Genomic DNA, 23,978 nt, shown 5'->3' on the forward strand with positions numbered 1-23,978 from the left:
AGGGGATGGACGAGCCGGTCGACCCGTACCTCCCCCAGAACGGCAACCGCGGATACCGGGTGTCCCGGTACGAACTCGACCTCACCTACAAGGTCCACAGCAACCGGCTGGCGGGCAAGGCCACGATCACCGCGGTCACGACCGCGGTCCGGTCCCGGTTCGCCCTGGACCTGGCGGCAAACCTGCACGTCACGAAAGTCACGACCAACGGATCCCGCAACACGAAGTGGCTGCACCGCAACGGCAAGCTGATCATCACGCCCGCGCAGAAGATCCCCGCGGGCGGCGCCCTCGTGCTCACCGTCCAGTACGGGGGTTCGCCGAAACCGATCCGCAGCATGTGGGGTGAGGTCGGGTGGGAAGAATTGTCGGAGGGCGCCCTCGTCGCCAGTCAGCCCAACGGCGCGGCGTCGTGGTTCCCGTGCGACGACCATCCCAGCTCGAAGGCCAGCTACCGCATCTCGATCACCACCGATTCGCCGTACTACACGCTGGCCAACGGCGCGCTGGTGAGCAAGCAGACCCGGGCCAGTCAGACGACGTGGGTGTACGAGCAGACCGAGCCGATGCCGAGTTACCTCGCCACCATCCAGATCGGGCCGTACGAGCGCCGCAGTTTCGGTTCCGGCGGTGTTCCCATGTTCGCCGTCCACCCGCCGCGGCTGCGGGCGTCGTTCGACGTGGACTTCGGCAGGCAGCCCCAGATGATGGACGTGTTCTCCCGGTTGTTCGGCCCCTATCCGTTCGCCGACTACACGGTGGTCGTGACGGACGACGAGTTGGAGATCCCGCTCGAGGCGCAGGGACTGTCCATCTTCGGCGCCAACCACTGCACCGGTAGGCGCTGGGCCGAACGTCTGGTGGCGCACGAACTGGCCCACCAGTGGTTCGGCAACAGCCTGACGCTCGGCCAGTGGCGGGACATCTGGCTGCACGAAGGCTTCGCCTGTTACGCCGAGTGGATCTGGTCGGAGAATTCCGGTGGACATTCGGCGCACCAGCTCGCCCTCCAGGCGCATCAGGGCCTGGCCCGCAAAGCGCAGGACCTGGTGATCGCCGATCCGGGACCGCAGCTGATGTTCGACGACCGCGTCTACAAGCGCGGCGCGCTCACACTCCACGCCCTGCGGCGCCGGCTCGGCGACGACAAGTTCTTTGCATTGCTGCGCGAGTGGACCCTCGTCCATCGCCACTCCACCGTCACGAGCGAGCAGTTCACCGACCTGGCTGCCCACTACACCGACGAATCGCTGCGCCTGCTGTGGGATTCGTGGCTCGGGGAGAAGACGCTGCCGTCGATGTGATCTGACGGCGCCTCCGTGTTCGGCAGGTGCGCGCGCCACTTCGTGAGTGCGAGCGCGAGGCAGCCGGCCGCCGCGATCGCCCCGAATACGAACATTCTCGGATACGTCACCGCCGGGAACGTCTCGGACAGATAGGCCATCACGACGGGCGTCCCGAATCCCAGATACGTCAGCGAGTAGAAGACCGCGGTCAGTCCCGCGAGGTCGTCGGGGCCCGCGATCCGCTGGATCTCCTGCAGTCCCGACACCATGGCCATGCCGTATCCGCAGCCGAGCACGACGGCCGCGGCGAGCGCGAGCGGAATGGTCAGCGCGGACGCCGCGACGACGGCGATGCCCATTCCGGCGACGACGACAACGAGCGAGACCACGACGGCCCGTGCGTTGCGGGGAGTGTCGATCTTGCGGCCGAGCGCCTGGATGGCGAAACCGGCCCCGAGGCCGACCATGCACATGAGCGCGGAGAACGCGAGCGGCAGCCCACCGCTGTTCCGGGACATCAGCGACGGCAGCACCGCGTAGGCGGCGGCCGCCGTGCCGAACACCCACGGCGCGAGCGGCACGATCACGAACAGGAACCGCTTGTGCGCGGCGGACGGGATCGCGAGGTCGCGGGCGAGGGAGCCTCGTTCGGAGGCGGGCTGGGCCGCGCGGGTCTCGGGGGCAAGCCACAGCGCGACGGCGGCGGCGACGGCGATCGCGCTGTGCACGGCGTAGGACAGGACGCTCGGCAGCGGCGCCCACTGCGCGAGGACACCGGCGACACCGGCACCGAGGCCGAACCCACCGGTCAGGCTCATCGCGGCCCGACGCGCACCCGCCCCGTCCGTGGCCGCCGGATCCCACGGCGCCGTCGACAACTCCTTCACCCAGCTGCCGCCGACGGCCATGCCGAGACCGAGCGCGACGCCGCACAGGACGCGGCCGACGATGAGCATCGCCGCGGAGTCGGCGCCGAGGGCCAGGAGCGCGGATCCGGCGACCGTCAGGAACGGGGCCGGAAGCAGGATCGGCCGGCGCCCCAGCCGGTCGGAGAGCGGTCCGCCGAGGAGCAGCGCGGGCACGATCCCGACGACGTAGGCGAACAGGAACAGATCGACCGTCACCGGTGAGAATCCGTGATCGGCGCGGTACATGCCGAGGAGCGGCGTGAACTCGTTGCCGCCCCAGGCGACGGCGAACATGGTCGCGGCCACCAGCATCCAGGTGCGCGGCGACGCGAGGGCCTGCGGCATCTCCGTCGGGCATTCGCGGACGGCGGTCATCGCGCAACTCCTCTCGGGTTGAGGGCGTGGACCTGGCGCATGTGGACGAGCACCGCGGCGTCGAAGCCCGCGGCGTCACCGGCCTCGACGAGTTCGGTCAGCTGTTGGTGGTCGGCGATGATCCTGGGCAGCTGTCCCGGGTCGCGGGTGATGGAGTGTGCCGTCATGCGGCGCTGCCGCTCGCGGATGCTGGAGTAGAACGTCGCCAGCAGCGGGTTCTCGCCCGCCTCGACGATCATCCGGTGGAAGTCGGCGTCGGCGGCGCTGAAGGCGGCGACATCGCCTCGTGCGGCGATGTCGCGCTGCTCCGCGAGGTTCTCGCGCAGGCGGGCGACGAGGAGTTGGCGGGCGTGCGGCTGATCGGCGAGCACCTGGACGCTGTGTGTCTCGACGAGTTGGCGGGCGTCGACGACATGTTCCGCCTCGCCGTCGGCGACGGGGACGACGAGTGCGCCCCGCTTCGGGTACAGCCGCATCCAGCCCTCGGCCTCGAGCCGGAGGAAGGCCTCGCGCACCGGAGTGCGGCTGAGCCCCATCCGTCCGGCGATCTCGCCCTCGCTGATCAGCTCACCGCCGGGCAGACCGCCCGACAGGATGAGCTCCTTGACCTCGCGATAGGCCTGCTCCGCGGCGGAATACAACATAGACACAAGATGTATTTATACGCCGGTGACCGGTGCCGGGTCTATGCCGAGACGGCCACTGTGAGCTCTATCTCCACGGGCGCGCCGGACGGCAGGGCGTACACGCCGATCGCGCTGCGCACCGGCAGAGCGTCCGGTCCCAGGCATTCGACCAGCACGTCGGACGCGCCGTCGGCCACCGCGGACAGCTCACGGAAGTCCGGGGCACACGCGACGAACACGCTCATCCGCAGGCACCGGGAGATGGCCGCCGTACCACCGACGGCCGCGGCGACGGCGGCGATCGCGTTTCTCGCCGCCAACCCGGCCGCCTCCCGGGCCCGCGGAAGGTCCAGGTCCCGTCCGACGACGCCGGTCACGGTCAGCACCCCGTCGCGGCGCGGTGTCATCCCCGCGCTGTACGCGATCCCGTCGTGCACGACAGCGGGGACGTAGCGGCCCTGCGGCCGCGGGACGAGTTCCGGCTCAGACACCGAGCGCTATCCCTTCCTGACGAGGGTCGGCGGCACCGGACAGCAGTCCGCGTGCGGTGTCGACGGAGATGATCTGAGCGCTGCCGCCCGCGGCCCACGGCCCCTGCACGGCGACGTCGTGGCCCAGCCGCGCCAACTCGGCACGCACGTCCTCCGGGATGCGGGACTCGCATCGCAGTTCCGCCGGGCGTCCGACCACGTCGGCGTCGCTGCCGGGGAACACCGTGAAGCGGGGTGCCGCGACGGCCTCCGCGGGGTCGAGTCCGTGATCGAGGAGGTGCGAGATCAGTTGCATGTTCCACTGCACCTGCCCGTCCCCGCCCGGGGTGTTGCCGACGTGCAGCAGATTCCCGGACGTGTCGGTGACGACCCACGCGTTGAGGGTGTGCAGCGGCTTGCGCCGCGGTGCCGCGGCGTTGGGATGCCCCGGGATCAGGTAGGCCCCGCGGCCGTATCGATTGTTCAGCACCACCCCGGTGCCGGGCACCGTCATCTTGGCGCCGAACGTGAAGGCCAGGGAGTGGATGAAACTGACGGCGCGACCGTCGGCGTCCACCGCGACGGTCGAGGTGGTGTCTCCCGCGTTCACGCTGAAGGCGCCCGACGACGCCCGGTGGCCGTCCAGCCGGTCTCTCGCCGACCCGATCGCGGCCGGCTCGAGGACCGCCCTCCACCCGTCGTTGCCGGCGCCGCACATTGCGAGCCGATCCTCGAAGGCCAGACGCGCCGCTCTCGCCATGCGGTCGACCGCCGGGGCGGTGAGCCACGGGGAGAAACCGACGACGCCGTCGTTCAGCGCCGCCTGCTGGAGCAGCATCCATCCGGGTGTGGGCAGCGGCGTCTGGTGCACGACCGCGCCGGCGTAGTGGCCGCTGATCGCGGACTCCGGGCGCACATCGGCGCCTGCCGCCCACTCGTCCCCGCTGAACGGCGCCCCTCCGGCGCGGAGCGCGTCGACGGCCCGCCGAGCGAACGAGCCAGTGTAGAAACCGGCTACGTCGCGCGCCAGTTCCCGGAGGAACCGGGCCAGATCGCGCTGCGGCAGCAGCTCCCCGACCTGCGGCAATCGCCCGTCCGGCAGATACACGGCACGCAAGCCGGGGTCGGCGGCGATCGCGGCCTGCGCCTCCCGCACGTCGTCGCGGGTCTTGGCCGAGCAGGGCAGCCCCTTCTCCGCCGCGCGGACCGCCGGCGCCCAGAGATCCGCCAGCGAACGGGAGGCGCCACCCGCGTGCAGTGCGGCGAGGGCGGCCGGCGCTCCGGGAACCGCCACCGCCAACGCCCCGTCCAGGGGAATCGACCGCAGCCCGCGTTCAGTGTAGAAGTCCACGTCGGCGCCGTCGGGCCCGAAGCCGCTGCCCCCGACCGTCCACACCGATCCGTCGGGTTCGCGGACGACCGCGAACGCGTCGCCGCCGATCCCGCACTGGCCCGGCAACGTCAGCCAGGTCATCGCGGCCATGGCCAGAGTCGCGTCGATCGCGTTGCCGCCGTCGGCCAGTACGCGCGCACCGACCGTGCTGGCCGCGGGATGACTGGACGAGACCATGCCGTCGGTGGAGAGGGTGGACGGTCGAGGGGTCACTTCATGCACCCCCGCGCGGCCCGCCTGCGTGGAATGGAACTGGTGTCCTCGGGGTCGATGCCGACGAAGATCTCACCGTCGCGTTCCTCGACCGGGTACGTCTTGATGGCCACCGTCGCCGGCGGGCACACGGGTTCACCGGTCTCCAGATCGAATACGCTTCCGTGGCAGGAACATCCGATGCCGTCGTCCACGAGTTTCCCGGACGAGAGCAGGCAGTCCAGGTGCGTGCAGTAGTTCGACGTGGCGTAGGCCTTTCCGTTCAGACGGGCCACGGCGAACTCGTGGTCACCGGCGAAGAAGCGGCGCACGATGCCTTCGGAAACCTGTCCGGAGCGCGCAACGCGAGTGAATTCCATGGTCTTCTCCCTCTGTCGACAGGTAGGTCTCAGGCCGAAGGGCTGAGGTAGACGGTCTTTTCGGCTTGGTAGAACTGCATCATCGAGTCGCCCGCCTGTTCCTTGTGGGTCTGCGTGCTCGACGCCTTGTACCCGCCGAACGGCGCGTTCATGCTCATGCCGGTGGTGGGCTGGTTGATCTTCACCAGACCCGATTCGGACCGGCCGGCGAACGCGAGCGCCTTGGTCACGTCGTTGGTGACGATTCCGGCGCTGAGCCCGAATTCCGTGTCGTTCGCGAATGCGACCGCCTCGTCGAAGCCGGCGGCCCGCAGGAAGACCAGCAGTGGTCCGAACACTTCTTCGGTCACGACCCGCATGTCCGGGCTGCCGCCGGCGAACACGGTCGGGGCGGCGAAATATCCGCGGTCCTCGTCGAGACTCATTCCACCGCAAACCAGTTCGGCGCCTTCCTCCCGGCCGATCCGGACGTAGTCGAGGAATTTGGTCAGCTGTCCCGCGCTCGCGAGAGCACCCATGCCCACGCCCGGGTCCGCGCCCGGGCCGACGGTGATCTCTCCGGCGAGTTCCACCACGCGGTCCAGCAACCGGTCGTGGACGGCGTCCACCGCGATCACCCGGCTGGTGCCCGTGCACGCCTGCCCGGACAACCCGAAGGCGCCCTTGACGATCAGGGCGGCCGCCTTGTCCACGTCGGCGTCGTCGAGGACCACGACGGGATTCTTGCCGCCCATCTCGAGTTGGCTCCGGCGCGACGGACCCACCGCCGCGTGGATCGCGCGGCCCACCCCGGTGGAGCCCGTGAACGTCACGGCGTCGACGCGCTCGTCCGCCGCGATCGCGGCGCCTGCCCGACCGGATCCCTGGACCAGCGCGATGGCCCCGGCCGGAAGTCCCCCGGCCAGCAATGCTTCGACCAGTCGCTGTCCCATCAGCGGCGTCAGCTCGGATGGTTTGAACACCACGACATTTCCCGCGGCGAGGGCCGGTCCGAGCTTGCGCGACGGAATGTTGAGCGGGAAGTTCCACGGGGTGATCGCGCCGACGATGCCGACGGGTTCGCGCAGGGTGATGACGAGTCCCTCACCCGGGGTGGGATAGGTACTGCCGGTGGTCCGGAGGGCCTCACCCGCGTAGAAGCGCAGGTTCATCGGAGTGCGGCCGACTTCCATCGTCGCCTCGGCCCGGGTCTTGCCCTCCTCCCGGACGAGTTCGTCGACGAGTTCGGCTGCCCGCGCCTCGAGGTGCGCGGCCGCGCCTTCCAGAATTGCCGCGCGGCGTTCCGGGGGCGTCGCGGCCCACTGCGGCGCCGCCTTGGCCAGTGCGCCGACGGCGGCATCCACGTCCGCCTCGGTGGAATCCGGGAACACGCCGATCGCGTCGTGGTGGTCGGCGGGATTGCGCCGCTCGAACACCTCGCCCGACGACGACGGAACCCACTGCCCGTCGATGAAATTCAGTCCCTCGATCATGACACCGTCACCAATTCCTCGTCGTCCTCGTCCATCAGGTCGAACAGGTCGACGCTCTCGTCCGCCAACCTCGCCGGTGTGATCGCCCGGCCGATCAGTTCCCTGGCCGCGCCGATCTCCTCGCCCCGGTCGAGTGTGAAGGCGCCGCGCACGACGCCGCGGTCCAGATAGAAGGCGGTGAATTCGCCGCTGTCTGCGCTGCCGCGGAATACCAGGTCCGTGTAGGTGGCGGCGCCGGTGAACTGAATGTTCTTGCCGAACTGATCGGACCAGAACCAGTGCGCGGGGTCCACGACCCCGACGCGTCCGAGCATCAGGTTCGCCGTCGCGGCCCCCTGCTTGCTCGCGTTGTCGAAGTGTTCGACGCGTACATGTCTGCCTGCCGCGTCGGAGAATCGGGCCGCGACGTCGCCGGCGGCGTACACGTGCGGAATCGACGTCCGACCCTGCGCATCCACCAGGATTCCGCCGTCGACGGCCAGGCCGGAGGCCTGGGCGACCTCGACGTTGGGGACGATCCCGATCCCCACCACCACGACGTCGGCCTGCAGTACCTCGCCGTCGTCGAGGGCGATGAGCACGCCGTCGGGCCGGGTGGTCACGGTGTCGACGCGGACGCCGCCGCGGACGGTGACGCCGTTGTCGCGCTGCAACCGCGTGCAGACGTCGCCCATCTCGGGTCCGAGTATCCGGGCGAGAGGCACCGCGTCCGCTTCGAGGACGGTCACGTCCGCGCCGAGAGTTCGCGCGGTGGCGGCAATTTCGAGTCCGATGAAGCCGCCACCGATCAGCGCCAGCCCGGTGCCGTGGCGAAGCTGGGCGGCGAGCCGTTCGGCGTCGTCGATCGTCCTCAGATAGTGCACCCGTTCCGGCGCGGGGCCGGTCACCGGCATCGTGCGCGGTCTGCCGCCGGTCGCGACGAGGACGGCATCGGCCGCGATGCTCCGCCCGTCGGACAGTTCGACCGATCCGCCGCCCGCGTCGATCCGCGTCACCGTCGTGCCGGTGAGAAGTTCGACGTTCTGCTTTTCTCGCCACGGTTCGGGCAGGAGCATCAACGACTCGCGGTCCTCCTGCCCGGCGAGGAATTCCTTGGACAGTGGTGGGCGCTGATACGGCGCGTGCGGCTCGTCGCCGACGAGGAGGATCCTGCCGTCGAACCCTCGGCGCCGCAGGGTGCGCGCCGCGACGGCAGCGGTCTGGCCGGCGCCGATGGTGACGATGGTGTTCAGCGTCATGGTGTCACTCGCTCTCTCAGTCGACTTCGGCCGGCGAAGTCGCGGTCTCGGCGTAATCGGGGCTGCGGGTGAGATCCACGTAGACGACGTCGTCCTCGACCTTCACCGCGTAGGTCGGCTGGCACAGGTCCTGGTCTTCCTCGTAGCCGGTGTCGAGGTCGAACGCCCACTGGTGGCCCGGGCAGATGACGCGCCCGTGCAGCAGTGTGCCTTTCGCGAGCGACCGATCCTGATGGACGCACAGGTCACGGAAGGCGTAGATGCGGTCGTCGGTCTGGAACAGGGCGATCGCGGTGTCCCCGGCCTCGACTCGAAGCTTCCGACGGCGGCCGAGTTCGCGCACGGTGACCAGCCGGGTCCAGTTCGTCTCCATCGTTTTCTCCTTCTCGGGCGGCCTGCGTCCGGAGGGGCCCGGTCCGGGCCCCTCCCTTCGCACGGTCAGGCGGTCGCGAGCGTGAGGTCCGGCGCCACGTACGTGTCGTAGAGACCCTTCGTGTACGAGAAGCGCATCTCGGCTCCCCACTGCACGAGTTGCAGGCAACGCTGCTGCAGCTGCGGGGTGTCCGCGTGGTCGAGCACGATCTGGTATCCGCGCTCACCGTGCACGACGTCCGACGTGATGTGCAGGTCGAAGAACTCGATCTCGTCCTCGGTGAACCCGTACACCTCACGCAGCGGGACGATCTGCTTCTTGTAGATGCTCGGAACCTGCGATTCGAGTCCGACGACGAGTGCGGCGGTGGCCACGACGAAGTGTTCACGCTGCGACACCGCGTAGCACCAGGACTGCAGTCCGCGGGTGATCGCGTTCATGTTCGACGGGTCCTCGACGCGCTCCTTCGTGGTGCCGCACGCCTCTGCGAACTTGATGAGGAGGTCGGTGTGCCGGATGTCGGCCAATTCCTCCTCGTACATGTTCTGGAGGGTGAAATCCTTTGCATTGGTGAAGTTGTCGGGGGTGTTCGAGTAGATGTTCGCGAGGTAGTCGGCGAACGGACCGACGTAGTGGTAGTGGTTCTCGGCCCACCGTGCGAAGTGGTGCTTCTCGAGCTTGCCCTCGGCCCACGCCTTGCTGAACGACGCGTTCTTCGCCTCGCGGCCCTTGATGGCGTTCTCCAGAGCTGTGCGGAATTCGTCCCTGCCCAGTAGTTCGGTCATGATGTGCCTCGTCTTCCTCTGGTATGAGAATGGTTGGGGGATGCTCCGACTGGAGTGGGTTCGACGGTATCGATTCGCGATCAGTGCGACCACGGTCGAAGTGACTGCGTCGGAACGGTTTCGATGTGCACGTTGTCGGCACACCGGGAGGTGGTCAGTTGCGTACTGCCACGAGTGCTTCGAATTCGGCGAGCATCGCCGCTCCGACAGCCTTGTCCTGCTTGCCGTTTCCGCCGCTGATGCCGATGCCGCCGACGATCTGGCCGTCGAAGACGAGGGGGAATCCGCCGACGAACACCGCGAACTTGCCCGGCAGCATGTGGCTGATACCGAAGGCCTCGTTCCCGGGCAGCGCGGGTCCGTCGGGGGCCTCGTTGAACAGGTGCGTGGCCCGCTCGTGGCCTGCCGCGGTAAACGCTTTGGCGATCGCGATGTCGACGCCGGTGAGGCGCGCTCCGGGCAGCCGGTGCAGGGCCAGCACGTTGCCGCCGTCGTCGCAGACGCACAGGGTCTGCTTGACGCCGATTTCCTCGGCCTTCGCGCGTCCCGCGGCGAGCAGCGGGAGTGCGTCGTCGAGGGTGATTCGGTGAACCTGATGCATGGTCTTCTCCGTTGCGTATTCGGGAGGAAGTGATGCACCGATTTCTATCACCGGGGCAACTGGCAGAACCATGGTCAAACTATCCGGCAATTTCGGCGAAATCAGGGCATAGTGCATAGGCAGTGCAGGTGCGCGCTCCGCCATACTGCACCTTTCGCCGCCAGCCGAGGAGGTCCGTAGTGGACGACACCACGACGCCGAACGGCGACGACGAGCGACTGTCGTTACGCGGCCTGCTCGAAGAGCCCCTGCTCGCGTCGGCCCGGGTGCTGTCGGGCACGGACGCCCTGAGCGGCCCGGTGACGTGGTGCCTGCCGTGGGGCGAGGTGATGAGCAGGCCCGACTCGCTCGCCGAGGTCGCCGTGTATACCCGGCCCGAGACGCTGTCCGCACCCGGACGGGAACTCGAGTCGCTGGTGGCGCGGGGTGCCGGCGTCCTCCTCGTCGACGGGTCCGCGCCCGCCGGCACCACCTGGCCGCGCGGACTGACGGTCGTGGAACTGGGATTTCCGGTCGGGTTCACGGCGCTCAACCGCCTCCTCGCCGAGCGCGCACTCACCCAGGAAGCGCACGTGATGCGTTATGCGCTCACCGTGCACCAGTCGCTCGCGGGGTTGCTGCACCGCGGGGCGGGACTGCCGATGCTGATCCGCGAGGTCGCGGCGCTGACCTCCGACGTCGCCGTCGCTCTGGACGTCCGGGGACGCCTCCTCGCGCACGCCGGACTTCCGGACGCCGAGGACGCGAGCACCGTCGCCCTGCTCGACGCGCTCGCCGACGCCCTGCCGCGGTTGGAGGAATCGCCGCCGGCACGGATGCACAACGTGCACGTGATCCGCCTGGAGCATCCGGACGGACTGTTCGTGCCCACCACGGCGGTCGCCGGAGCGATGCAACTGGCAGGCCGCTACGAGGGCTGGGTAGTGGTCGTCGTGCCCGGCGCCAACCCCCGCAGGCACGACATCGCGCAGCACCGGGTGGTCGTCGAGCAGGCCGGGACGATCATCGGCACCGAGATGCTGCGGCAGCGGAGCGTCGATGAGGCCGAGGAGCGCGCCCGGGGCGACTTCGTCCAGGCCCTGGTGCACGGCAACTTCGCCAACGACCACGACCTGCGCACCCGGGCCGCACTGCACGAGATCGATCTGGACCTGCACTACATCGTGTTCGTCGCTCCCGGTCTCGTCGACCGCGCGGCGGGACGGCCCGGCGCGAGCATGGTCCGGCTGGCGCGCTACGCCGCCGGCGTGCTGCCCCGTCCGGGCGTACGTTCCCACGTCACCGTCATCGGCGACGTGCTCGTGGTGATCCGCTCCCTGAGCTCCGCCGAGGCCCCCGGCGTCGAATCGGAGATCGGCGAGTATGCGCACGCCATGGCGCTCGATCTCGAAACCCGTTTGGGCCAGCGGATTCCCGTGGCCCACGGGCGCCCGGCGGCGGGTGCCCGCGACATCGGGGAGAGCTACCGCGAGGCCCGCATCACCCTGGGCATCGCGCAGCGGCTCGGGCTGTCCGGTTCGGTGGCCTACAACGACCTGCGTGGGTTCAGTGTGCTCGCCCGCGCCACCGACACCGACGAGAGCCGGCGGCTCATCCGCGACGTCCTCGGCCCCCTCCGGGCATCGAGTTCACACGCCGACGCCGAGGAGTTGCTATTCGCCTACCTCGAAGAAGGCGGCAACGTCAACGCCGCCGCGCGGCGCCTGCGGATCCACCGGAACACGATGATCGCCAAGCTCGATCGCACGTCACGGCTCATCGGCATGGACATCCGGGAACCGGAGAATCAGTTCACCCTGTGGCTGGCGCTCCGCCTCGATCTGCTCTCCCAGGTCCAGGACACCGTCAACCACGAGATCGTGACCCGCTAGCCCTCAGACCGCCACCGGATCCTCGCCGATGAAAGTTCCGGCCAAGCCTGCGATCACGACGAGGGCGGCCACGACGAACAGCAGCCCGTACGGATCCGCCGCCAGATGCGCGGCCACGCCCACCCAGGCGGCGCCGACGGCGGAGCCGCCGAAGCGGATGAGGTTGAACAGTCCCAGACCCGTTCCCACGGCCCCCGCGGGCGATCGGGTCGAGCCGGCCGCGGCGGGCGTCTGGACCATGCCGATTCCCAGACCGGCGGCGACGAGTACGGCGCCGAGCGCGATCGGGTTCCGGACGTCAGCCGATAACGTGATCGTCAGTGCCACTTGGCTACCGATCAACACCACCAGGCCGGATCGCATCACCACTCGGGCGCCGATCCTGTCGACGAGACGTCCGACTACGGGTGCCACGCATGTCATGACGACCGGCAGCACGAAGAGCATCAGCCCGGCCTGTGTGGTCGAACTACCCGACCCCGTCAGGTAGAGCGGAAACGCGAGCAACACCGCCCCCAGCGCGAACATCTGGGTGAACGCGGCGAGAGCGCTACGCAGGAAACGTGATTCGATCACCAGGTCGATGGGCACGAACGGGTTCGCCGCCCGCCGGCAGTGGATCACGAACACGGCGATGACGACGACCCCGCCGACGATGGTCGCGATGCTGACCCAGGCGGGCACCTGCTCCTGCGAGACGGTCGTGAGGCCGAGGATCAGCAGGGCCGCTCCGAGCGTGACGGTGAACGCCCCGATCACGTCCAGTCGCATCTTCTTGCCGGGGTATCTCGGGATGTAGCGGAGAGTCGCGGCGAACCCGATCAGGGCGACCGGCACCAGTGGCACGAAGGCCCACCGCCAGCCCCACCAGTCGCTGACGATTCCGCCCATCGACGGGCCCACCGCCTGACCGATGCCGTTCACCGCCGCCCACGCGCCGACGGCGCTCGCCCGCCGTGCGGGCCCGAACAGCCACGCGATCAGCCCCATGACCGCGGGCGCGAACGCAGCGGCCGCGATCCCGCCGAGCGATCGCCACATCACAAGCACGGGCAGCGACGGCGCGAGCGCCGCGCCGAGGGAACAGACCGCGGTCCCCAGCAGGGCGGCGCAGTACACACGCCTGCGACCGAACCGGTCCCCGATCCACCCGGCCAGCGGCATCGTCGTCGCGAAGGTGAGGAGGAATCCGACGACCACGAAGATGCCGCCACCGAGTCCTGCGTCGAAGTCCGTGAGGATCGCGTTCAGCGGGACGTTGACGATGTTGTTGCTGACCGTGCCGACGAACGTTCCGGCGAGCAGTGCCGCCAGCGCGGGCGTCGTGCCCGGCCCTCGTTCGTCACTCGCGGTTGCACTCCGGTCCTGACCGATCGCCGTCATCATAGAGTCCACTTTCATCCGAGAATTCGCGCTCCGGCGATACCGGTTTCCACCGGAAACCCCTGCCGCACCCACCCAGAACATTAGGTTAGGCAAGCCTAATTATGAACACAGGATTCCGTGAAACGGCTTCTGCCGAGCATTCCTTTACTTGCGCGTGACAACAAGCAATCCCGGCGAAAAATGTCGGGCACAATGCCCAAATACGCTGGTTGTCGATGTGCACTCTGGACGTTGACCCTGGAAAACGCCCCGCGCAGTATCACTGCACTGTGACTAGTGCCACTAGTCTGTACCTATTTCGAAGGGGCGCACTGTGGATGTAAGTCTCACCGCCGCACATTGGGTGTATCTCGGAGGAATCGTTGTCATCCTCGGGACGATGCTCATGCGGAAGAACATCGTCGTCCCCGCCGTCATCGGCACCTTCCTGACAGCCTTCGCGTTCTCCGACAGCCTCGTCACCGGTCTCGCGTCGATCTTCAATGCGAGCCTCGTCGCCGCCCGCGAGCTGTTCAACATCTTCCTCATCATCTCGTTGGTGACCGCCATGCTCGGCGCGCTCCGGCAGATGGGGGCCGACCGGCTGATGGTCGCCCCGTTCCGGCGCGTCATGCGCGGCGGCACCAGCAGCTTCATCGTTCTGGCCGTCGTCACCTACACGATCTCGCTGTTCTTCTGGCCCACCCCGGCGGTGCCGTTGATCGGCGCCGTCCTCATCCCCGTCGCCATCCGCGCCGGCCTTCCCCCGATGGCCGTCGGCATGGCGATCGCCATCTGCGGGCAGGGCATGGCGCTGTCCTCGGACTACATCATCAAGGTGGCGCCCGGCCTGTCGGCAAAGTCGGCGGGCGTCGATCCGGACGTCGTCGCGGACCGCGCCCTGGTGATGTCCCTGATCGTCGGCCTCACCGCGCTCCTCATCGCCTACTTCACGCAGCGCAGGCACATGCGCCGCCCCGCACCGGAACTGCTCACCGACTGGGAGTCCCGCGCGGAGAGCGACTTCGGCAAGCCCGGCGGCGACGCCCCCGACGGCGGTGCGGCTCCCACCGGCGACGGGACGACCGGTCGCGCACCGGCCCAAACGGCGACGACTGCCGCTCCGCAGGCGTCGACGACGGTCCTCGCCGAACCCGTCACGGCCTCGGCGCGGCAGGTCATCGACGACACGTTCAAGAGTATCCGCGCCGCAAAGACTTTCGCGGTGCTCGTGCCCACCGCGTATCTGGCGTTCATCGTCTACCTCATGGTCGGCAAGTTCACGGACCTCGTGCCCGACCTCAAGGGCGGCGACGCGGCGGCGATGGTCGGCGGCATCGCGGCGCTCATCCTGTTCGCGGCCGCCGCGACCAACGACAAGAAGGGCTTCCTCGAAACGACGTCCGAGCACCTGATCGACGGCCTGGTCTTCGCATTCAAGGCGATGGGCATCGTGATTCCGATCGCCGGCTTCTTCTTCATCGGCAACGGCGACTTCTCCGCCGCCATTCTCGGACTTCCCGCCGACGCGACCGGCCCGACGCTGCTGTTCGACCTGGTCAACGCCGCACAGTCCCACCTGCCGCAGAACGCGTTCGTCACGTCGTTCGGCATTCTCGCCATCGGAATGATCGCGGGCCTCGAGGGTTCCGGCTTCACCGGCCTGCCGCTGACCGGTTCACTCGCAGGCGCACTCGGACCCGCGGTCGGGATGGACCCCGCAACCCTGGCGGCGATCGGTCAGATGGGCAACATCTGGTCCGGCGGCGGAACGCTCGTCGCGTGGTCGTCGTTGATCGCGGTGGCCGGTTTCGCCCGGGTGCCCGTCCTCGAACTCGCCCGGAAGTGTTTCGTGCCGGTGGTGTCCGGCCTGGTGCTGTCCACCGCGCTGTCCGTCCTCATCTTCTGACAGCTCGACGACCTCGGTGGGGCAGACCTCCCACCGAGGTCAGGCGCGCAGTCGATCCGCGTTCTCGAGGATGGCGGCGCGCAAAGCCTGCTCCGGTTCGCTGAGCACGCTACGGCGGGCCTCCAGCACGAATTCGACGTCGACCGCGGGCCCCCAGTCGTCGCGCGAACGCATCCGCACCGGAACCAGCCCTGCGGGTGGCAGGGTCTCCGCGTGGAACACGACGCCGAGTCCGGCGAGGCAGGCGGCCCGCAATCCGTTCAGGCTGTCCGTCACACAGGCCACCCGCGCGCCGCGGCCGGATTTCTCCAGGGCGTCCAGTGCCGCTGCCCGCGTGATCGACGGCGGCGGGTACGTCACCAGCGGCACCGGGCCCTCGGCGTCCGGCACGAAGTCGGGTGCGGCGAAGAACGCCAACCGGTCCGTCCACACCAGTTCCCCGTGCTGGTCTCCTCGGCGACGCTTCCCGAAGACCAGGTCCAGCCGGCCCTCGCGCAGTTGCCGGAACAGCACCTCGCTCAACGCCACCGTGAGTTCGAGATCCACGAGCGGATGGCTGCGCCGGAACTCGCCCAGAATCCGGGGGAGTTCGTGCAGAACCAGATCCTCGGACGCCCCGAACCGGACGCGGCCGCGCACCCCGGACTGTGTGAAGTAGCGTTCGGCGTCCGAGTGCCGCTCGAGTATCGACGTCGCGAACCCCACCATCACGGAGCCGTCCGCGGTCAGCTCGACCGAATGCGTGTCCCGCAGAAACAGACGGCGACCGGCAGCGTTCTCGAGCTTTCCGACGTGCTGGCTGACCGTCGATTGCCGCAGGTCCAGGCGCCGGGCGGCGGCGGTGAAGCTCTTGGTGCGCGCGACCGCCAGGAAGCTCCGCAGGTGAACCGGATCGAACATGGCTCATTGTTATCACGGTTCAGCATTACAGTAAACGTCACAATCGTCTTTCGAAATATCCGTGGGTTCCCTACGGTCGAACCATGCTGACGAAGATCCCGCTGCTCGGAAAACTCGATCCGTTCATCATCGGCATCCTGATCACCGTCGGGATCGCCAGCCTGGTCCCCGCCGACGGCACTGCCCTGACGGCGTTCACCTGGGCCACGAAGGTGGCCGTGGGAATTCTGTTCTTCCTCTACGGCGCCCGGCTCTCCACGCAGGAAGCGCTGCAGGGCCTGCGTCACTGGCGTCTGCACCTCACGATCCTCGCGGCGACGTTCGTCATCTTCCCTCTTCTCGGAATCGCCGCACGGGTGCTGGTCCCGACGATCCTGACCCAACCGCTGTATCTGGGCCTTCTGTACGTCTGCCTCCTGCCGTCGACCGTCCAGTCGTCGATCGCGTTCGTGTCGATCGCCCGCGGCAACGTGCCCGGGGCGATCGTCAGCGCGTCGTTCTCCAACATCCTCGGCATCGTCGTCACTCCGCTGCTCGTGGCGTTGCTGATGACGAGCGAGGGCGCGGGCTTCGACGCGTCGTCCGCGATCGGCATCCTCGTCATGCTGCTGCTCCCGTTCATCGCCGGCCAGTCCGTGCGACGGTGGATCGGCCCGTGGGTGAAGAAGCACGGCGCACCGCTCAAGCTCGTCGACCGCGGATCCATCCTGCTGGTCGTCTACGTCGCATTCAGCGAAGGAATGAACGAGGGAATCTGGGGCACCCTGTCCGTCGGCCGGCTCCTCGGCCTGCTCGCAGTGTGCGCGGTCCTGCTCGCGATCGTCCTGTCCCTCACCTGGTTCGGGTCGAAGCGACTCGGGTTCGACCGCGCCGATCAGATCACGATCACGTTCTGCGGGTCGAAGAAGAGCCTCGCCACCGGTCTTCCGATGGCCACGGTCCTGTTCGCCAGTCAGCCGATCGGCCTGATCGTGCTGCCGCTCATGCTGTTCCACCAACTGCAGTTGCTGGTGTGCGCGTGGATGGCCGGCAGGCTGGCACGGCGCGCTTCCGCCGACGAGACGGAACTCGCGACCACCTCGCGCTAGTCCGGGAGTCAGTCGGCCAGCACGGCCTTCAGGAACGTCTTGGTGCGCTCGTGCTTCGGTGCGGTGAAGATCGTGGCCGGATCGCCTTCTTCCACGATGCGGCCGGCGTCGAACATCATCACCCGGTTCGACACGTCCCGCGCGAACTGCATCTCGTGCGTGACGATCAGCATCGTGATGTCGGTGGTGCGTGCGACGTCCCGGAGCACGTCGAGGACGTCCGCCACCAATTCCGGGTCCAGCGCCGACGTCACCTCGTCGAGCAGCAGAATGTCGGGGTCCATCGCCAGGGCCCTCGCGATCGCGACCCGCTGCTGCTGGCCACCGGACAGCTGCGTCGGGTGCGCGGTCTCCTTGTCCGACAGCCCGACCGTCTCTAGCAACTCGCGTGCCCGCTTCGCGGCCGCGGCCTTGTCCAGCCCGAGCACGTGGATCGGCGCTTCGGTGATGTTCTCGATCACGTTCATGTTGGGGAACAGGTTGAACTGCTGGAAGACCATGCCGATCCGGCGTCGTATCCGGCGTGTGTACTTCTCCGACGCCGGAACGAGTTTGCCGCCCTTCTCCTCGTGCGTCAGCGGCGCCCCATCCACCCAGATGACGCCGTCATTCACCTTCTCGAGGGTCATGAGCAGCCGCAGGATCGTCGTCTTCCCCGATCCGCTCGGGCCGATGAGGGTCACGCGATCGCCGCGGTCGACCTGAAAGTCCAGGTGATCGAGCACGACGTGGTCGCCGAACTGCTTCACGACGTCGTCGAATCGAATCATCGGGGTTGCTGCGCTCGCGTCATCGGGCAAGACGTCTCTCCAATCGCCGTATGAGCAGGGACGTCGGGTAGCTGGCGAGCAGGAAGATCACACCCGCCAGCGTCAACGGTTCGAGGTATTGAAAGTGCCGGGCGCCGAACTGCTGCGCGGCCGTCACCATCTCCACCACCGTGATGGCGAACAGGAACGGGGTGTCCTTGAACATCGACACCGCGTAGTTGCCCAGCGCCGGGACGACGCGGCGGATGGCCTGCGGCAGGATGATCGCCCGCCACGTCCGGGTCGGCGCGATGGACAATGCCCGCGCCGCCTCCCACTGGCCGACGGGTACCGCCTCGATCCCCGCCCGGTACACCTCGGCCATATACGTCGAATAGTGGATTCCGAGTACCGCCACACCGATCTGCAGCGGCGACAGTCCCGTGAACGTGTAGTACACGAACAGCAGTTGCACGACGAGCGGGGTCAAACGGATGAATTCGCTGACCGCGCGGACCGGCACACTCACCCAGCGCGGTGCGGCCTGCCGGATCAACGCGATGACGAGTCCGAGAACGACGGAGATCAGGAACCCGAGCACGGTGGCGATCAGGGTGATCTTGAAACCCTCGAGCAGCACGGGCAGAGCCTCGAATGCGCGATCCCAACTCCAGTGGGCGCTCATTGTTTCGCCGCCTCCAATCCCCGCGGATCGGACGGTGCGAGACTGAAGATCTCACGCAGAGACGGCCCCGTGCCGAGGCGATTCTTCGCCCGCACCTCGAGTGCGTTCATCAACAGCGTCAGCGCGTAGCCGATGACGAAGTAGATGATGAGCCCCACGCCGAATGCGAACAACGTGTTCCCGGTCGTCTGCCGGAGCTGGTCGATCTCGAACGTCAAGTCCTGCAGGAGGATATAGCTCGCGAGGGCGGTGCCCTTGAGGAGCTGGATCAGCAGATTCGTCAGCGGCGGAATCATCTCGGCCCAGGCCTGCGGGAAGACCACCCGGCGCAGCCGCTGCCAGTGACTGAAGTCCAGCGCCGTCGCCGCCTCCCACTGCGATTGCGGCACCGAGTTGATCGCACCGCGGACCACCTCGGCTCCGTACGCGCCGTAGTTCAGCCCGAGCGCGAGGATCCCGCACAGCACCGGGTCGATGAGATAGCCGAACAGCGGAACCACGTAGAATAACCAGAACAGCTGCACCAACAGCGAAGTGCCCCGGAAGAATTCGATGAACGCGCGAGCCGATCCCCGGATCACGACGTTGTGGGCACGGGCAGCCAACCCGAGTGCGAGAGCGAGCACGAACGCCAGGAGCGCGCCTCCCGCCGTCAGTTGGAGCGTGACGACGATGCCTTCCTGGATGCTCGGCCACGCATCCAGCAGCGCGTCGATGTTCTCCTTCACAGGCAGCAGACCCCGGCGTCGATCAGCCGGTCTCGCCGCAGAGTTTGGCGGTGGTCAGGTTCGGATCGGGCAGTTCCTCTGCGGTGAATCCGAACGGTCCGACGATCGACAGGTACTTCTCCTTGTCGGAGGTGATCTTGGCGAGTTCGGCGTTGTAGGCGTCGCGCAACTCGGTGTCCTCCTTGCGGAAGACCGTGCCCCCGGCTCCGACCTGAGGTACCCCGTCGATCACGGCGACGAACGAGTTGGTCACCTCCACCGGGACCTGTGGGTTGTTCTGCGCCAGCCAGTTCAGTGAGATCCCGGTGAGCGCAAAGACATCGGCTCGCCCGTTGGCGACGGCGTCCATTCCGTCCTGCGGCGACGCCACCTGCATCGCGTCGATCCCGAGTTGCTGCGCGTAGTCCGATTCGATCGCCCCGGTCATCGCTGCCATCCGCACACCGCTCTGCTGCACCGACTGCATGTCGGTGAGGTTCGCGGGATTGCCCTTCGGCACCATCAGCGCGGTCGTGTAGTTGAATTCCGGCTCACTGAACGCTGCCTGCTCGCAGCGCTGTGGCAGGATCGACATTCCGGCACTGACGACGTCGAAGCGGCGGGCCTGCAGTCCGGGAATGAGGGCTCCGAAGTCGGTGCTCACGCCTTCGACGTTGTCGATGCCGAGGTTCTTGAAGATTTCCCGGTGCAACGCCACGGTGGCGCCGGTCAGCTGGCCGTCCTGCTCGAAGCTGTACGGCGCCTCGCCGGCGAAACCGACGGTCACAGTTCCGCTGTCCTGCAGTTGCTGGAGAAGCGATCCACCGCTGGCCGTGTCGGTCTTCGTGCACCCCGCGACGGAGCCGGCGGCCACTATCAAGCCTGCGAGGGCGACGGCCGCTCTGACAGCCGGACGTTGTTTCGACATCGTGCTCGTCACCACAGATTCCCCTTCGTCACCTCGGGTGATCCGGGAGGACGCGCACCGCACGGCACGATCCCAACGGATCTGCCCGGGCCACGTTACGCAGGCGAAGGACTTGCCAACGGGGAACCGAGGGGACGTTACCGCAGCGTTATCAAGTTGCGGCGGGTGAAACTGTTGTGAAATGCCGAAAGCCCCCCAACAAGGTTGGGGGGCTTTCGGTAACGGATGTTCGGCGGTGTCCTACTCTCCCACACCCTGTCGGGTGCAGTACCATCGGCGCTGGAGGGCTTAGCTTCCGGGTTCGGAATGGGACCGGGCGTTTCCCCTCCGCTATGGCCGCCGTAACTCTATGAAACTGTCACACACGCTTCGCGTGAAATGAATCGAGTGAACGCTGAAAACCCCTTTTTGTTGGGGGCTTCGCCCACACACGATTCACCAAAAACGTGTGAATCGTGTGTGTTGTTTCAGATACTGCACAGTGGACGCGTAGCTTCTTTGTGGTAAGTCCTCGGCCTATTAGTACCAGTCACCTGCACCAGTTACCTGGCTTCCAGTTCTGGCCTATCAACCCGGTGGTCTGCCGGGGGCCTTACCCCCTCGAGGGGGTGAGAAACCTCATCTTGGAACAGGCTTCCCGCTTAGATGCTTTCAGCGGTTATCCCTTCCGAACGTAGCTAACCAGCGGTGCTCCTGGTGGAACAACTGGCACACCAGAGGTTCGTCCGTCCCGGTCCTCTCGTACTAGGGACAGCCTTCCTCAAGTTTCTAACGCGCGCGGCGGATAGAGACCGAACTGTCTCACGACGTTCTAAACCCAGCTCGCGTGCCGCTTTAATGGGCGAACAGCCCAACCCTTGGGACCTACTCCAGCCCCAGGATGCGACGAGCCGACATCGAGGTGCCAAACCATCCCGTCGATATGGACTCTTGGGGAAGATCAGCCTGTTATCCCCGGGGTACCTTTTATCCGTTGAGCGACACCGCTTCCACTTGCCGGTGCCGGATCACTAGTCCCGACTTTCGTCCCTGCTCGACCTGTCAGTCTCACAGTCAAGCTCCCTTGTGCACTTGCACTCGACACCTGATTGCCAACCAGGCTGAGGGAACCTTTGGGCGCCTCCGTTACATTTTGGGAGGCAACCGCCCCAGTTAAACTACCCACCAGGCACTGTCCCTGAACCAGATCATGGTCCGAGGTTAGAGGTCCAATACGATCAGAGTGGTATTTCAACAACGACTCCACACTCACTGGCGTGAGCGCTTCACAGTCTCCCACCTATCCTACACAAACCGAACCGAACACCAATACCAAGCTGTAGTGAAGGTCCCGGGGTCTTTTCGTCCTGCCGCGCGTAACGAGCATCTTTACTCGTAATGCAATTTCGCCGAGTCTATGGTTGAGACAGCTGAGAAGTCGTTACGCCATTCGTGCAGGTCGGAACTTACCCGACAAGGAATTTCGCTACCTTAGGATGGTTATAGTTACCACCGCCGTTTACTGGGGCTTAAATTCTCAGCTTCGCCACAAGTGGCTAACCGGTCCTCTTAACCTTCCAGCACCGGGCAGGCGTCAGTCCGTATACATCGTCTTACGACTTCGCACGGACCTGTGTTTTTAGTAAACAGTCGCTTCTCACTGGTCTCTGCGGCCCCACCCCGCTCAGGAAGCAAGTTCCATCACCGGACGAGGCCCCCCTTCTCCCGAAGTTACGGGGGCATTTTGCCGAGTTCCTTAACCATAGTTATCTCGATCGCCTTAGTATTCTCTACCTGACCACCTGTGTCGGTTTGGGGTACGGGCCGTGTGAAAGCTCGCTAGAGGCTTTTCTCGGCAGCATAGGATCACTGAATTCGCCTCATTCGGCTATGCGTCACCTCTCAGGCTGCGTGAACGGCGGATTTGCCTACCGTTCGCCCTACAGGCTTACACCAGTATTACCACTGACTGGCTCAGCTACCTTCCTGCGTCACCCCATCGCTTGGCTACTACCAGATCAGGTCCCATGCATCCACATCCAGGGCCCCCGAAGGGACGTAAGGACGCTTCAGGATGGTTAGTATCACTGATTCACCAGGGGCGCGTTCACACGGGTACGGGAATATCAACCCGTTGTCCATCGGCTACGCCTGTCGGCCTCGTCTTAGGTCCCGACTCACCCTGGGCGGATTAACCTGGCCCAGGAACCCTTGGTCATTCGGCGGACGAGTTTCTCACTCGTCTTTCGCTACTCATGCCTGCATTCTCACTCGTGTGGCCTCCACGGCTGGGTCACCCCGCCGCTTCCATGGCCACACGACGCTCCCCTACCCATCCACACCACTGCCCAAGACTCCGCAGAATCCAGGGGGTGCATTGTGTGAATGCCGCAGCTTCGGTGGTGTACTTGAGCCCCGCTACATTGTCGGCGCAGGATCACTTGACCAGTGAGCTATTACGCACTCTTTCAAGGGTGGCTGCTTCTAAGCCAACCTCCTGGTTGTCTTCGCGACCCCACATCCTTTTCCACTTAGTACACGCTTAGGGACCTTAGCTGGCGATCTGGGCTGTTTCCCTCTCGACTACGAACCTTATCGCCCGCAGTCTCACTGCCGCGCTCTCACTCACCGGCATTCGGAGTTTGGCTGATTTCGGTAAGCTTGTGGGCCCCCTAGACCATCCAGTAGCTCTACCTCCGGTGAGAAACACGCGACGCTGCACCTAAATGCATTTCGGGGAGAACCAGCTATCACGGAGTTTGATTGGCCTTTCACCCCTACCCACAGCTCATCCCCTCAGTTTTCAACCTAAGTGGGTTCGGTCCTCCACGACGTCTTACCGTCGCTTCAACCTGGCCATGGGTAGATCACTCCGCTTCGGGTCTAGAACATGCCACTAAAACGCCCTATTCGGACTCGCTTTCGCTACGGCTACCCCACACGGGTTAACCTCGCGACATGCCACTAACTCGCAGGCTCATTCTTCAAAAGGCACGCCATCACCCCCCACACCGAAGTGTGCAAAGGCTTTGACGGATTGTAAGCGCACGGTTTCAGGTACTATTTCACTCCCCTCCCGGGGTACTTTTCACCTTTCCCTCACGGTACTAGTCCGCTATCGGTCACCAGGGAGTATTCAGGCTTATCGGGTGGTCCCGACAGATTCACACCAGATTTCACGGGCCCGGTGCTACTTGGGTTTCCATCACGACAGTCATCATGTTTTCGTGTACGGGATTCTCACCCTCTACGACAGGCCGTTCCAGACCACTTCCACTAACACAATGATTTCTTACTGTCGGCCAACACGGCAGCATTGACAAGATGAACCCCACAACCCCACGAATGCAACACCTGCCGGCTATCACACATCCATGGTTTAGCCTCTTCCGCTTTCGCTCGCCACTACTCACGGAATCACTATTGTTTTCTCTTCCTGTGGGTACTGAGATGTTTCACTTCCCCACGTTCCCTCCACACACCCTATATATTCAGGTGCGGGTAACACGACATCACTCGTGCTGGGTTTCCCCATTCGGACATCCTCGGATCTCAGCTCGGTTGACAGCTCCCCGAGGCTTATCGCAGCCTCCTACGTCCTTCATCGGCTCCTGGTGCCAAGGCATCCACCGTACGCTCTTCATTACTTACAACAAAGATGCTCGCGTCCACTGTGCAGTTCTCAAACAACACACAAC

20 protein-coding genes and 2 rRNA genes are annotated in these 23,978 nt (G+C 66.2%); 4 read left to right on the forward strand and 18 right to left on the reverse strand.

What is annotated here, in order from left to right:
• Nucleotides 1-5: 5 nt before the first annotated feature.
• Complete coding sequence (locus JWS13_RS21235; protein ID WP_206011680.1) at nucleotides 6-1,304, forward strand: M1 family metallopeptidase; 1,299 nt, start codon at nucleotides 6-8, stop codon at nucleotides 1,302-1,304.
• On the opposite strand, the gene JWS13_RS21240 is transcribed toward JWS13_RS21235, so the two are convergent.
• From JWS13_RS21240 to JWS13_RS21285, 10 genes are all read right to left on the reverse strand, one after another.
• Nucleotides 1,235-2,569: an MFS transporter gene (locus JWS13_RS21240; protein ID WP_206007360.1), complete on the reverse strand. Its 1,335-nt coding sequence runs from the start codon at nucleotides 2,567-2,569 to the stop codon at nucleotides 1,235-1,237. The genes JWS13_RS21235 and JWS13_RS21240 overlap by 70 nt on opposite strands.
• Nucleotides 2,566-3,213 carry a GntR family transcriptional regulator gene (locus tag JWS13_RS21245; protein WP_206007361.1) on the reverse strand — a complete coding sequence of 216 codons (648 nt, stop codon included), beginning with the start codon at nucleotides 3,211-3,213 and terminating at the stop codon, nucleotides 2,566-2,568. The genes JWS13_RS21240 and JWS13_RS21245 overlap by 4 nt, the downstream gene beginning before the upstream one ends.
• A 41-nt stretch (nucleotides 3,214-3,254) precedes the next feature.
• The gene (locus JWS13_RS21250; RefSeq protein ID WP_206007362.1) at nucleotides 3,255-3,686 is read right to left on the reverse strand and encodes a RidA family protein; all 432 of its coding nucleotides are present in this window, start codon (nucleotides 3,684-3,686) and stop codon (nucleotides 3,255-3,257) included.
• Nucleotides 3,679-5,271: a gamma-glutamyltransferase family protein gene (locus JWS13_RS21255; protein ID WP_206007363.1), complete on the reverse strand. Its 1,593-nt coding sequence runs from the start codon at nucleotides 5,269-5,271 to the stop codon at nucleotides 3,679-3,681. Before JWS13_RS21255 ends, JWS13_RS21250 begins: the two co-directional genes overlap by 8 nt.
• A complete protein-coding gene (locus JWS13_RS21260; protein WP_012691457.1) occupies nucleotides 5,268-5,630 on the reverse strand; it encodes a Rieske (2Fe-2S) protein in 363 nt (120 codons plus the stop codon). The genes JWS13_RS21255 and JWS13_RS21260 overlap by 4 nt, the downstream gene beginning before the upstream one ends.
• 29 nt (nucleotides 5,631-5,659) lie before the next feature.
• Nucleotides 5,660-7,102 carry an aldehyde dehydrogenase family protein gene (locus tag JWS13_RS21265; protein ID WP_206007364.1) on the reverse strand — a complete coding sequence of 481 codons (1,443 nt, stop codon included), beginning with the start codon at nucleotides 7,100-7,102 and terminating at the stop codon, nucleotides 5,660-5,662.
• Nucleotides 7,099-8,340 carry an NAD(P)/FAD-dependent oxidoreductase gene (locus JWS13_RS21270; RefSeq protein WP_206007365.1) on the reverse strand — a complete coding sequence of 414 codons (1,242 nt, stop codon included), beginning with the start codon at nucleotides 8,338-8,340 and terminating at the stop codon, nucleotides 7,099-7,101. Before JWS13_RS21270 ends, JWS13_RS21265 begins: the two co-directional genes overlap by 4 nt.
• A 16-nt stretch (nucleotides 8,341-8,356) precedes the next feature.
• Nucleotides 8,357-8,713 carry a Rieske (2Fe-2S) protein gene (locus JWS13_RS21275; protein WP_087559799.1) on the reverse strand — a complete coding sequence of 119 codons (357 nt, stop codon included), beginning with the start codon at nucleotides 8,711-8,713 and terminating at the stop codon, nucleotides 8,357-8,359.
• A gap of 65 nt (nucleotides 8,714-8,778) precedes the next feature.
• Nucleotides 8,779-9,498 (reverse strand): iron-containing redox enzyme family protein, encoded by a 720-nt coding sequence (locus tag JWS13_RS21280; protein WP_206007366.1) that lies wholly within the window; start codon nucleotides 9,496-9,498, stop codon nucleotides 8,779-8,781.
• A 154-nt stretch (nucleotides 9,499-9,652) separates the two neighbouring features.
• Nucleotides 9,653-10,099 carry a GlcG/HbpS family heme-binding protein gene (locus tag JWS13_RS21285; RefSeq protein ID WP_206007367.1) on the reverse strand — a complete coding sequence of 149 codons (447 nt, stop codon included), beginning with the start codon at nucleotides 10,097-10,099 and terminating at the stop codon, nucleotides 9,653-9,655.
• 179 nt (nucleotides 10,100-10,278) lie between these two features.
• Between JWS13_RS21285 and JWS13_RS21290 the strand changes: the two genes are divergently transcribed.
• Nucleotides 10,279-11,970 carry a PucR family transcriptional regulator gene (locus JWS13_RS21290; protein ID WP_206007368.1) on the forward strand — a complete coding sequence of 564 codons (1,692 nt, stop codon included), beginning with the start codon at nucleotides 10,279-10,281 and terminating at the stop codon, nucleotides 11,968-11,970.
• A 3-nt stretch (nucleotides 11,971-11,973) separates the two neighbouring features.
• On the opposite strand, the gene JWS13_RS21295 is transcribed toward JWS13_RS21290, so the two are convergent.
• Entirely contained in the window at nucleotides 11,974-13,356 is a 1,383-nt protein-coding gene (locus tag JWS13_RS21295) for an MFS transporter (RefSeq protein WP_206011681.1), read from the reverse strand.
• Nucleotides 13,357-13,669: 313 nt separating this feature from the next.
• Here JWS13_RS21295 and JWS13_RS21300 point away from each other — a divergent pair, with 313 nt between their 5' ends.
• On the forward strand, nucleotides 13,670-15,244 hold the full coding sequence (locus JWS13_RS21300) for a hypothetical protein (RefSeq protein ID WP_206007369.1): 1,575 nt from the start codon (nucleotides 13,670-13,672) through the stop codon (nucleotides 15,242-15,244).
• A gap of 39 nt (nucleotides 15,245-15,283) precedes the next feature.
• Here the strand turns inward: JWS13_RS21300 and JWS13_RS21305 are convergent, their stop codons facing one another.
• Nucleotides 15,284-16,144: a LysR family transcriptional regulator gene (locus JWS13_RS21305; protein ID WP_206007370.1), complete on the reverse strand. Its 861-nt coding sequence runs from the start codon at nucleotides 16,142-16,144 to the stop codon at nucleotides 15,284-15,286.
• A gap of 83 nt (nucleotides 16,145-16,227) precedes the next feature.
• On the opposite strand from JWS13_RS21305, the gene JWS13_RS21310 reads away from it, so the two are divergent.
• Nucleotides 16,228-17,232, forward strand: coding sequence for a bile acid:sodium symporter family protein (locus JWS13_RS21310; RefSeq protein WP_206007371.1), 1,005 nt, complete (start codon nucleotides 16,228-16,230; stop codon nucleotides 17,230-17,232).
• Nucleotides 17,233-17,240: 8 nt separating this feature from the next.
• On the opposite strand, the gene ehuA is transcribed toward JWS13_RS21310, so the two are convergent.
• The 6 genes from ehuA to JWS13_RS21340 form a co-directional block, all read right to left on the reverse strand.
• Nucleotides 17,241-18,002, reverse strand: a complete 762-nt coding sequence (gene ehuA, locus JWS13_RS21315) for an ectoine/hydroxyectoine ABC transporter ATP-binding protein EhuA (protein ID WP_206011682.1) — start codon at nucleotides 18,000-18,002, stop codon at nucleotides 17,241-17,243.
• Nucleotides 18,003-18,021: 19 nt separating this feature from the next.
• The gene (gene ehuD, locus JWS13_RS21320) at nucleotides 18,022-18,666 is read right to left on the reverse strand and encodes an ectoine/hydroxyectoine ABC transporter permease subunit EhuD (protein ID WP_124391783.1); all 645 of its coding nucleotides are present in this window, start codon (nucleotides 18,664-18,666) and stop codon (nucleotides 18,022-18,024) included.
• Entirely contained in the window at nucleotides 18,663-19,394 is a 732-nt protein-coding gene (gene ehuC, locus JWS13_RS21325) for an ectoine/hydroxyectoine ABC transporter permease subunit EhuC (RefSeq protein WP_206007372.1), read from the reverse strand. Before ehuC ends, ehuD begins: the two co-directional genes overlap by 4 nt.
• A gap of 22 nt (nucleotides 19,395-19,416) precedes the next feature.
• On the reverse strand, nucleotides 19,417-20,301 hold the full coding sequence (gene ehuB / locus JWS13_RS21330; protein ID WP_124391791.1) for an ectoine/hydroxyectoine ABC transporter substrate-binding protein EhuB: 885 nt from the start codon (nucleotides 20,299-20,301) through the stop codon (nucleotides 19,417-19,419).
• A gap of 227 nt (nucleotides 20,302-20,528) precedes the next feature.
• A 5S ribosomal RNA gene (gene rrf / locus JWS13_RS21335) occupies nucleotides 20,529-20,645 on the reverse strand.
• A gap of 155 nt (nucleotides 20,646-20,800) precedes the next feature.
• Nucleotides 20,801-23,933, reverse strand: a 23S ribosomal RNA gene (locus JWS13_RS21340).
• Nucleotides 23,934-23,978: the final 45 nt, after the last annotated feature.

The organism is Rhodococcus pseudokoreensis, assembly GCF_017068395.1.
Taxonomy (GTDB): Bacteria; Actinomycetota; Actinomycetes; order Mycobacteriales; family Mycobacteriaceae; genus Rhodococcus_F; species Rhodococcus_F pseudokoreensis.

Bases quoted from the DNA above. Each gene is read 5' to 3' on its own strand.
- JWS13_RS21235 (WP_206011680.1), top strand. From the start codon at position 6: ATGGACGAGCCGGTCGACCCGTACCTCCCCCAGAACGGCAACCGCGGA.
- JWS13_RS21240 (WP_206007360.1), bottom strand. From the start codon at position 2,569: ATGACCGCCGTCCGCGAATGCCCGACGGAGATGCCGCAGGCCCTCGCG.
- JWS13_RS21245 (WP_206007361.1), bottom strand. From the start codon at position 3,213: ATGTTGTATTCCGCCGCGGAGCAGGCCTATCGCGAGGTCAAGGAGCTC.
- JWS13_RS21260 (WP_012691457.1), bottom strand. From the start codon at position 5,630: ATGGAATTCACTCGCGTTGCGCGCTCCGGACAGGTTTCCGAAGGCATC.
- JWS13_RS21265 (WP_206007364.1), bottom strand. From the start codon at position 7,102: ATGATCGAGGGACTGAATTTCATCGACGGGCAGTGGGTTCCGTCGTCG.
- JWS13_RS21270 (WP_206007365.1), bottom strand. From the start codon at position 8,340: ATGACGCTGAACACCATCGTCACCATCGGCGCCGGCCAGACCGCTGCC.
- JWS13_RS21275 (WP_087559799.1), bottom strand. From the start codon at position 8,713: ATGGAGACGAACTGGACCCGGCTGGTCACCGTGCGCGAACTCGGCCGC.
- JWS13_RS21280 (WP_206007366.1), bottom strand. From the start codon at position 9,498: ATGACCGAACTACTGGGCAGGGACGAATTCCGCACAGCTCTGGAGAAC.
- JWS13_RS21285 (WP_206007367.1), bottom strand. From the start codon at position 10,099: ATGCATCAGGTTCACCGAATCACCCTCGACGACGCACTCCCGCTGCTC.
- JWS13_RS21295 (WP_206011681.1), bottom strand. From the start codon at position 13,356: ATGATGACGGCGATCGGTCAGGACCGGAGTGCAACCGCGAGTGACGAA.
- JWS13_RS21305 (WP_206007370.1), bottom strand. From the start codon at position 16,144: ATGTTCGATCCGGTTCACCTGCGGAGCTTCCTGGCGGTCGCGCGCACC.
- JWS13_RS21310 (WP_206007371.1), top strand. From the start codon at position 16,228: ATGCTGACGAAGATCCCGCTGCTCGGAAAACTCGATCCGTTCATCATC.
- ehuA (WP_206011682.1), bottom strand. From the start codon at position 18,002: ATGATTCGATTCGACGACGTCGTGAAGCAGTTCGGCGACCACGTCGTG.
- ehuD (WP_124391783.1), bottom strand. From the start codon at position 18,666: ATGAGCGCCCACTGGAGTTGGGATCGCGCATTCGAGGCTCTGCCCGTG.
- ehuB (WP_124391791.1), bottom strand. From the start codon at position 20,301: ATGTCGAAACAACGTCCGGCTGTCAGAGCGGCCGTCGCCCTCGCAGGC.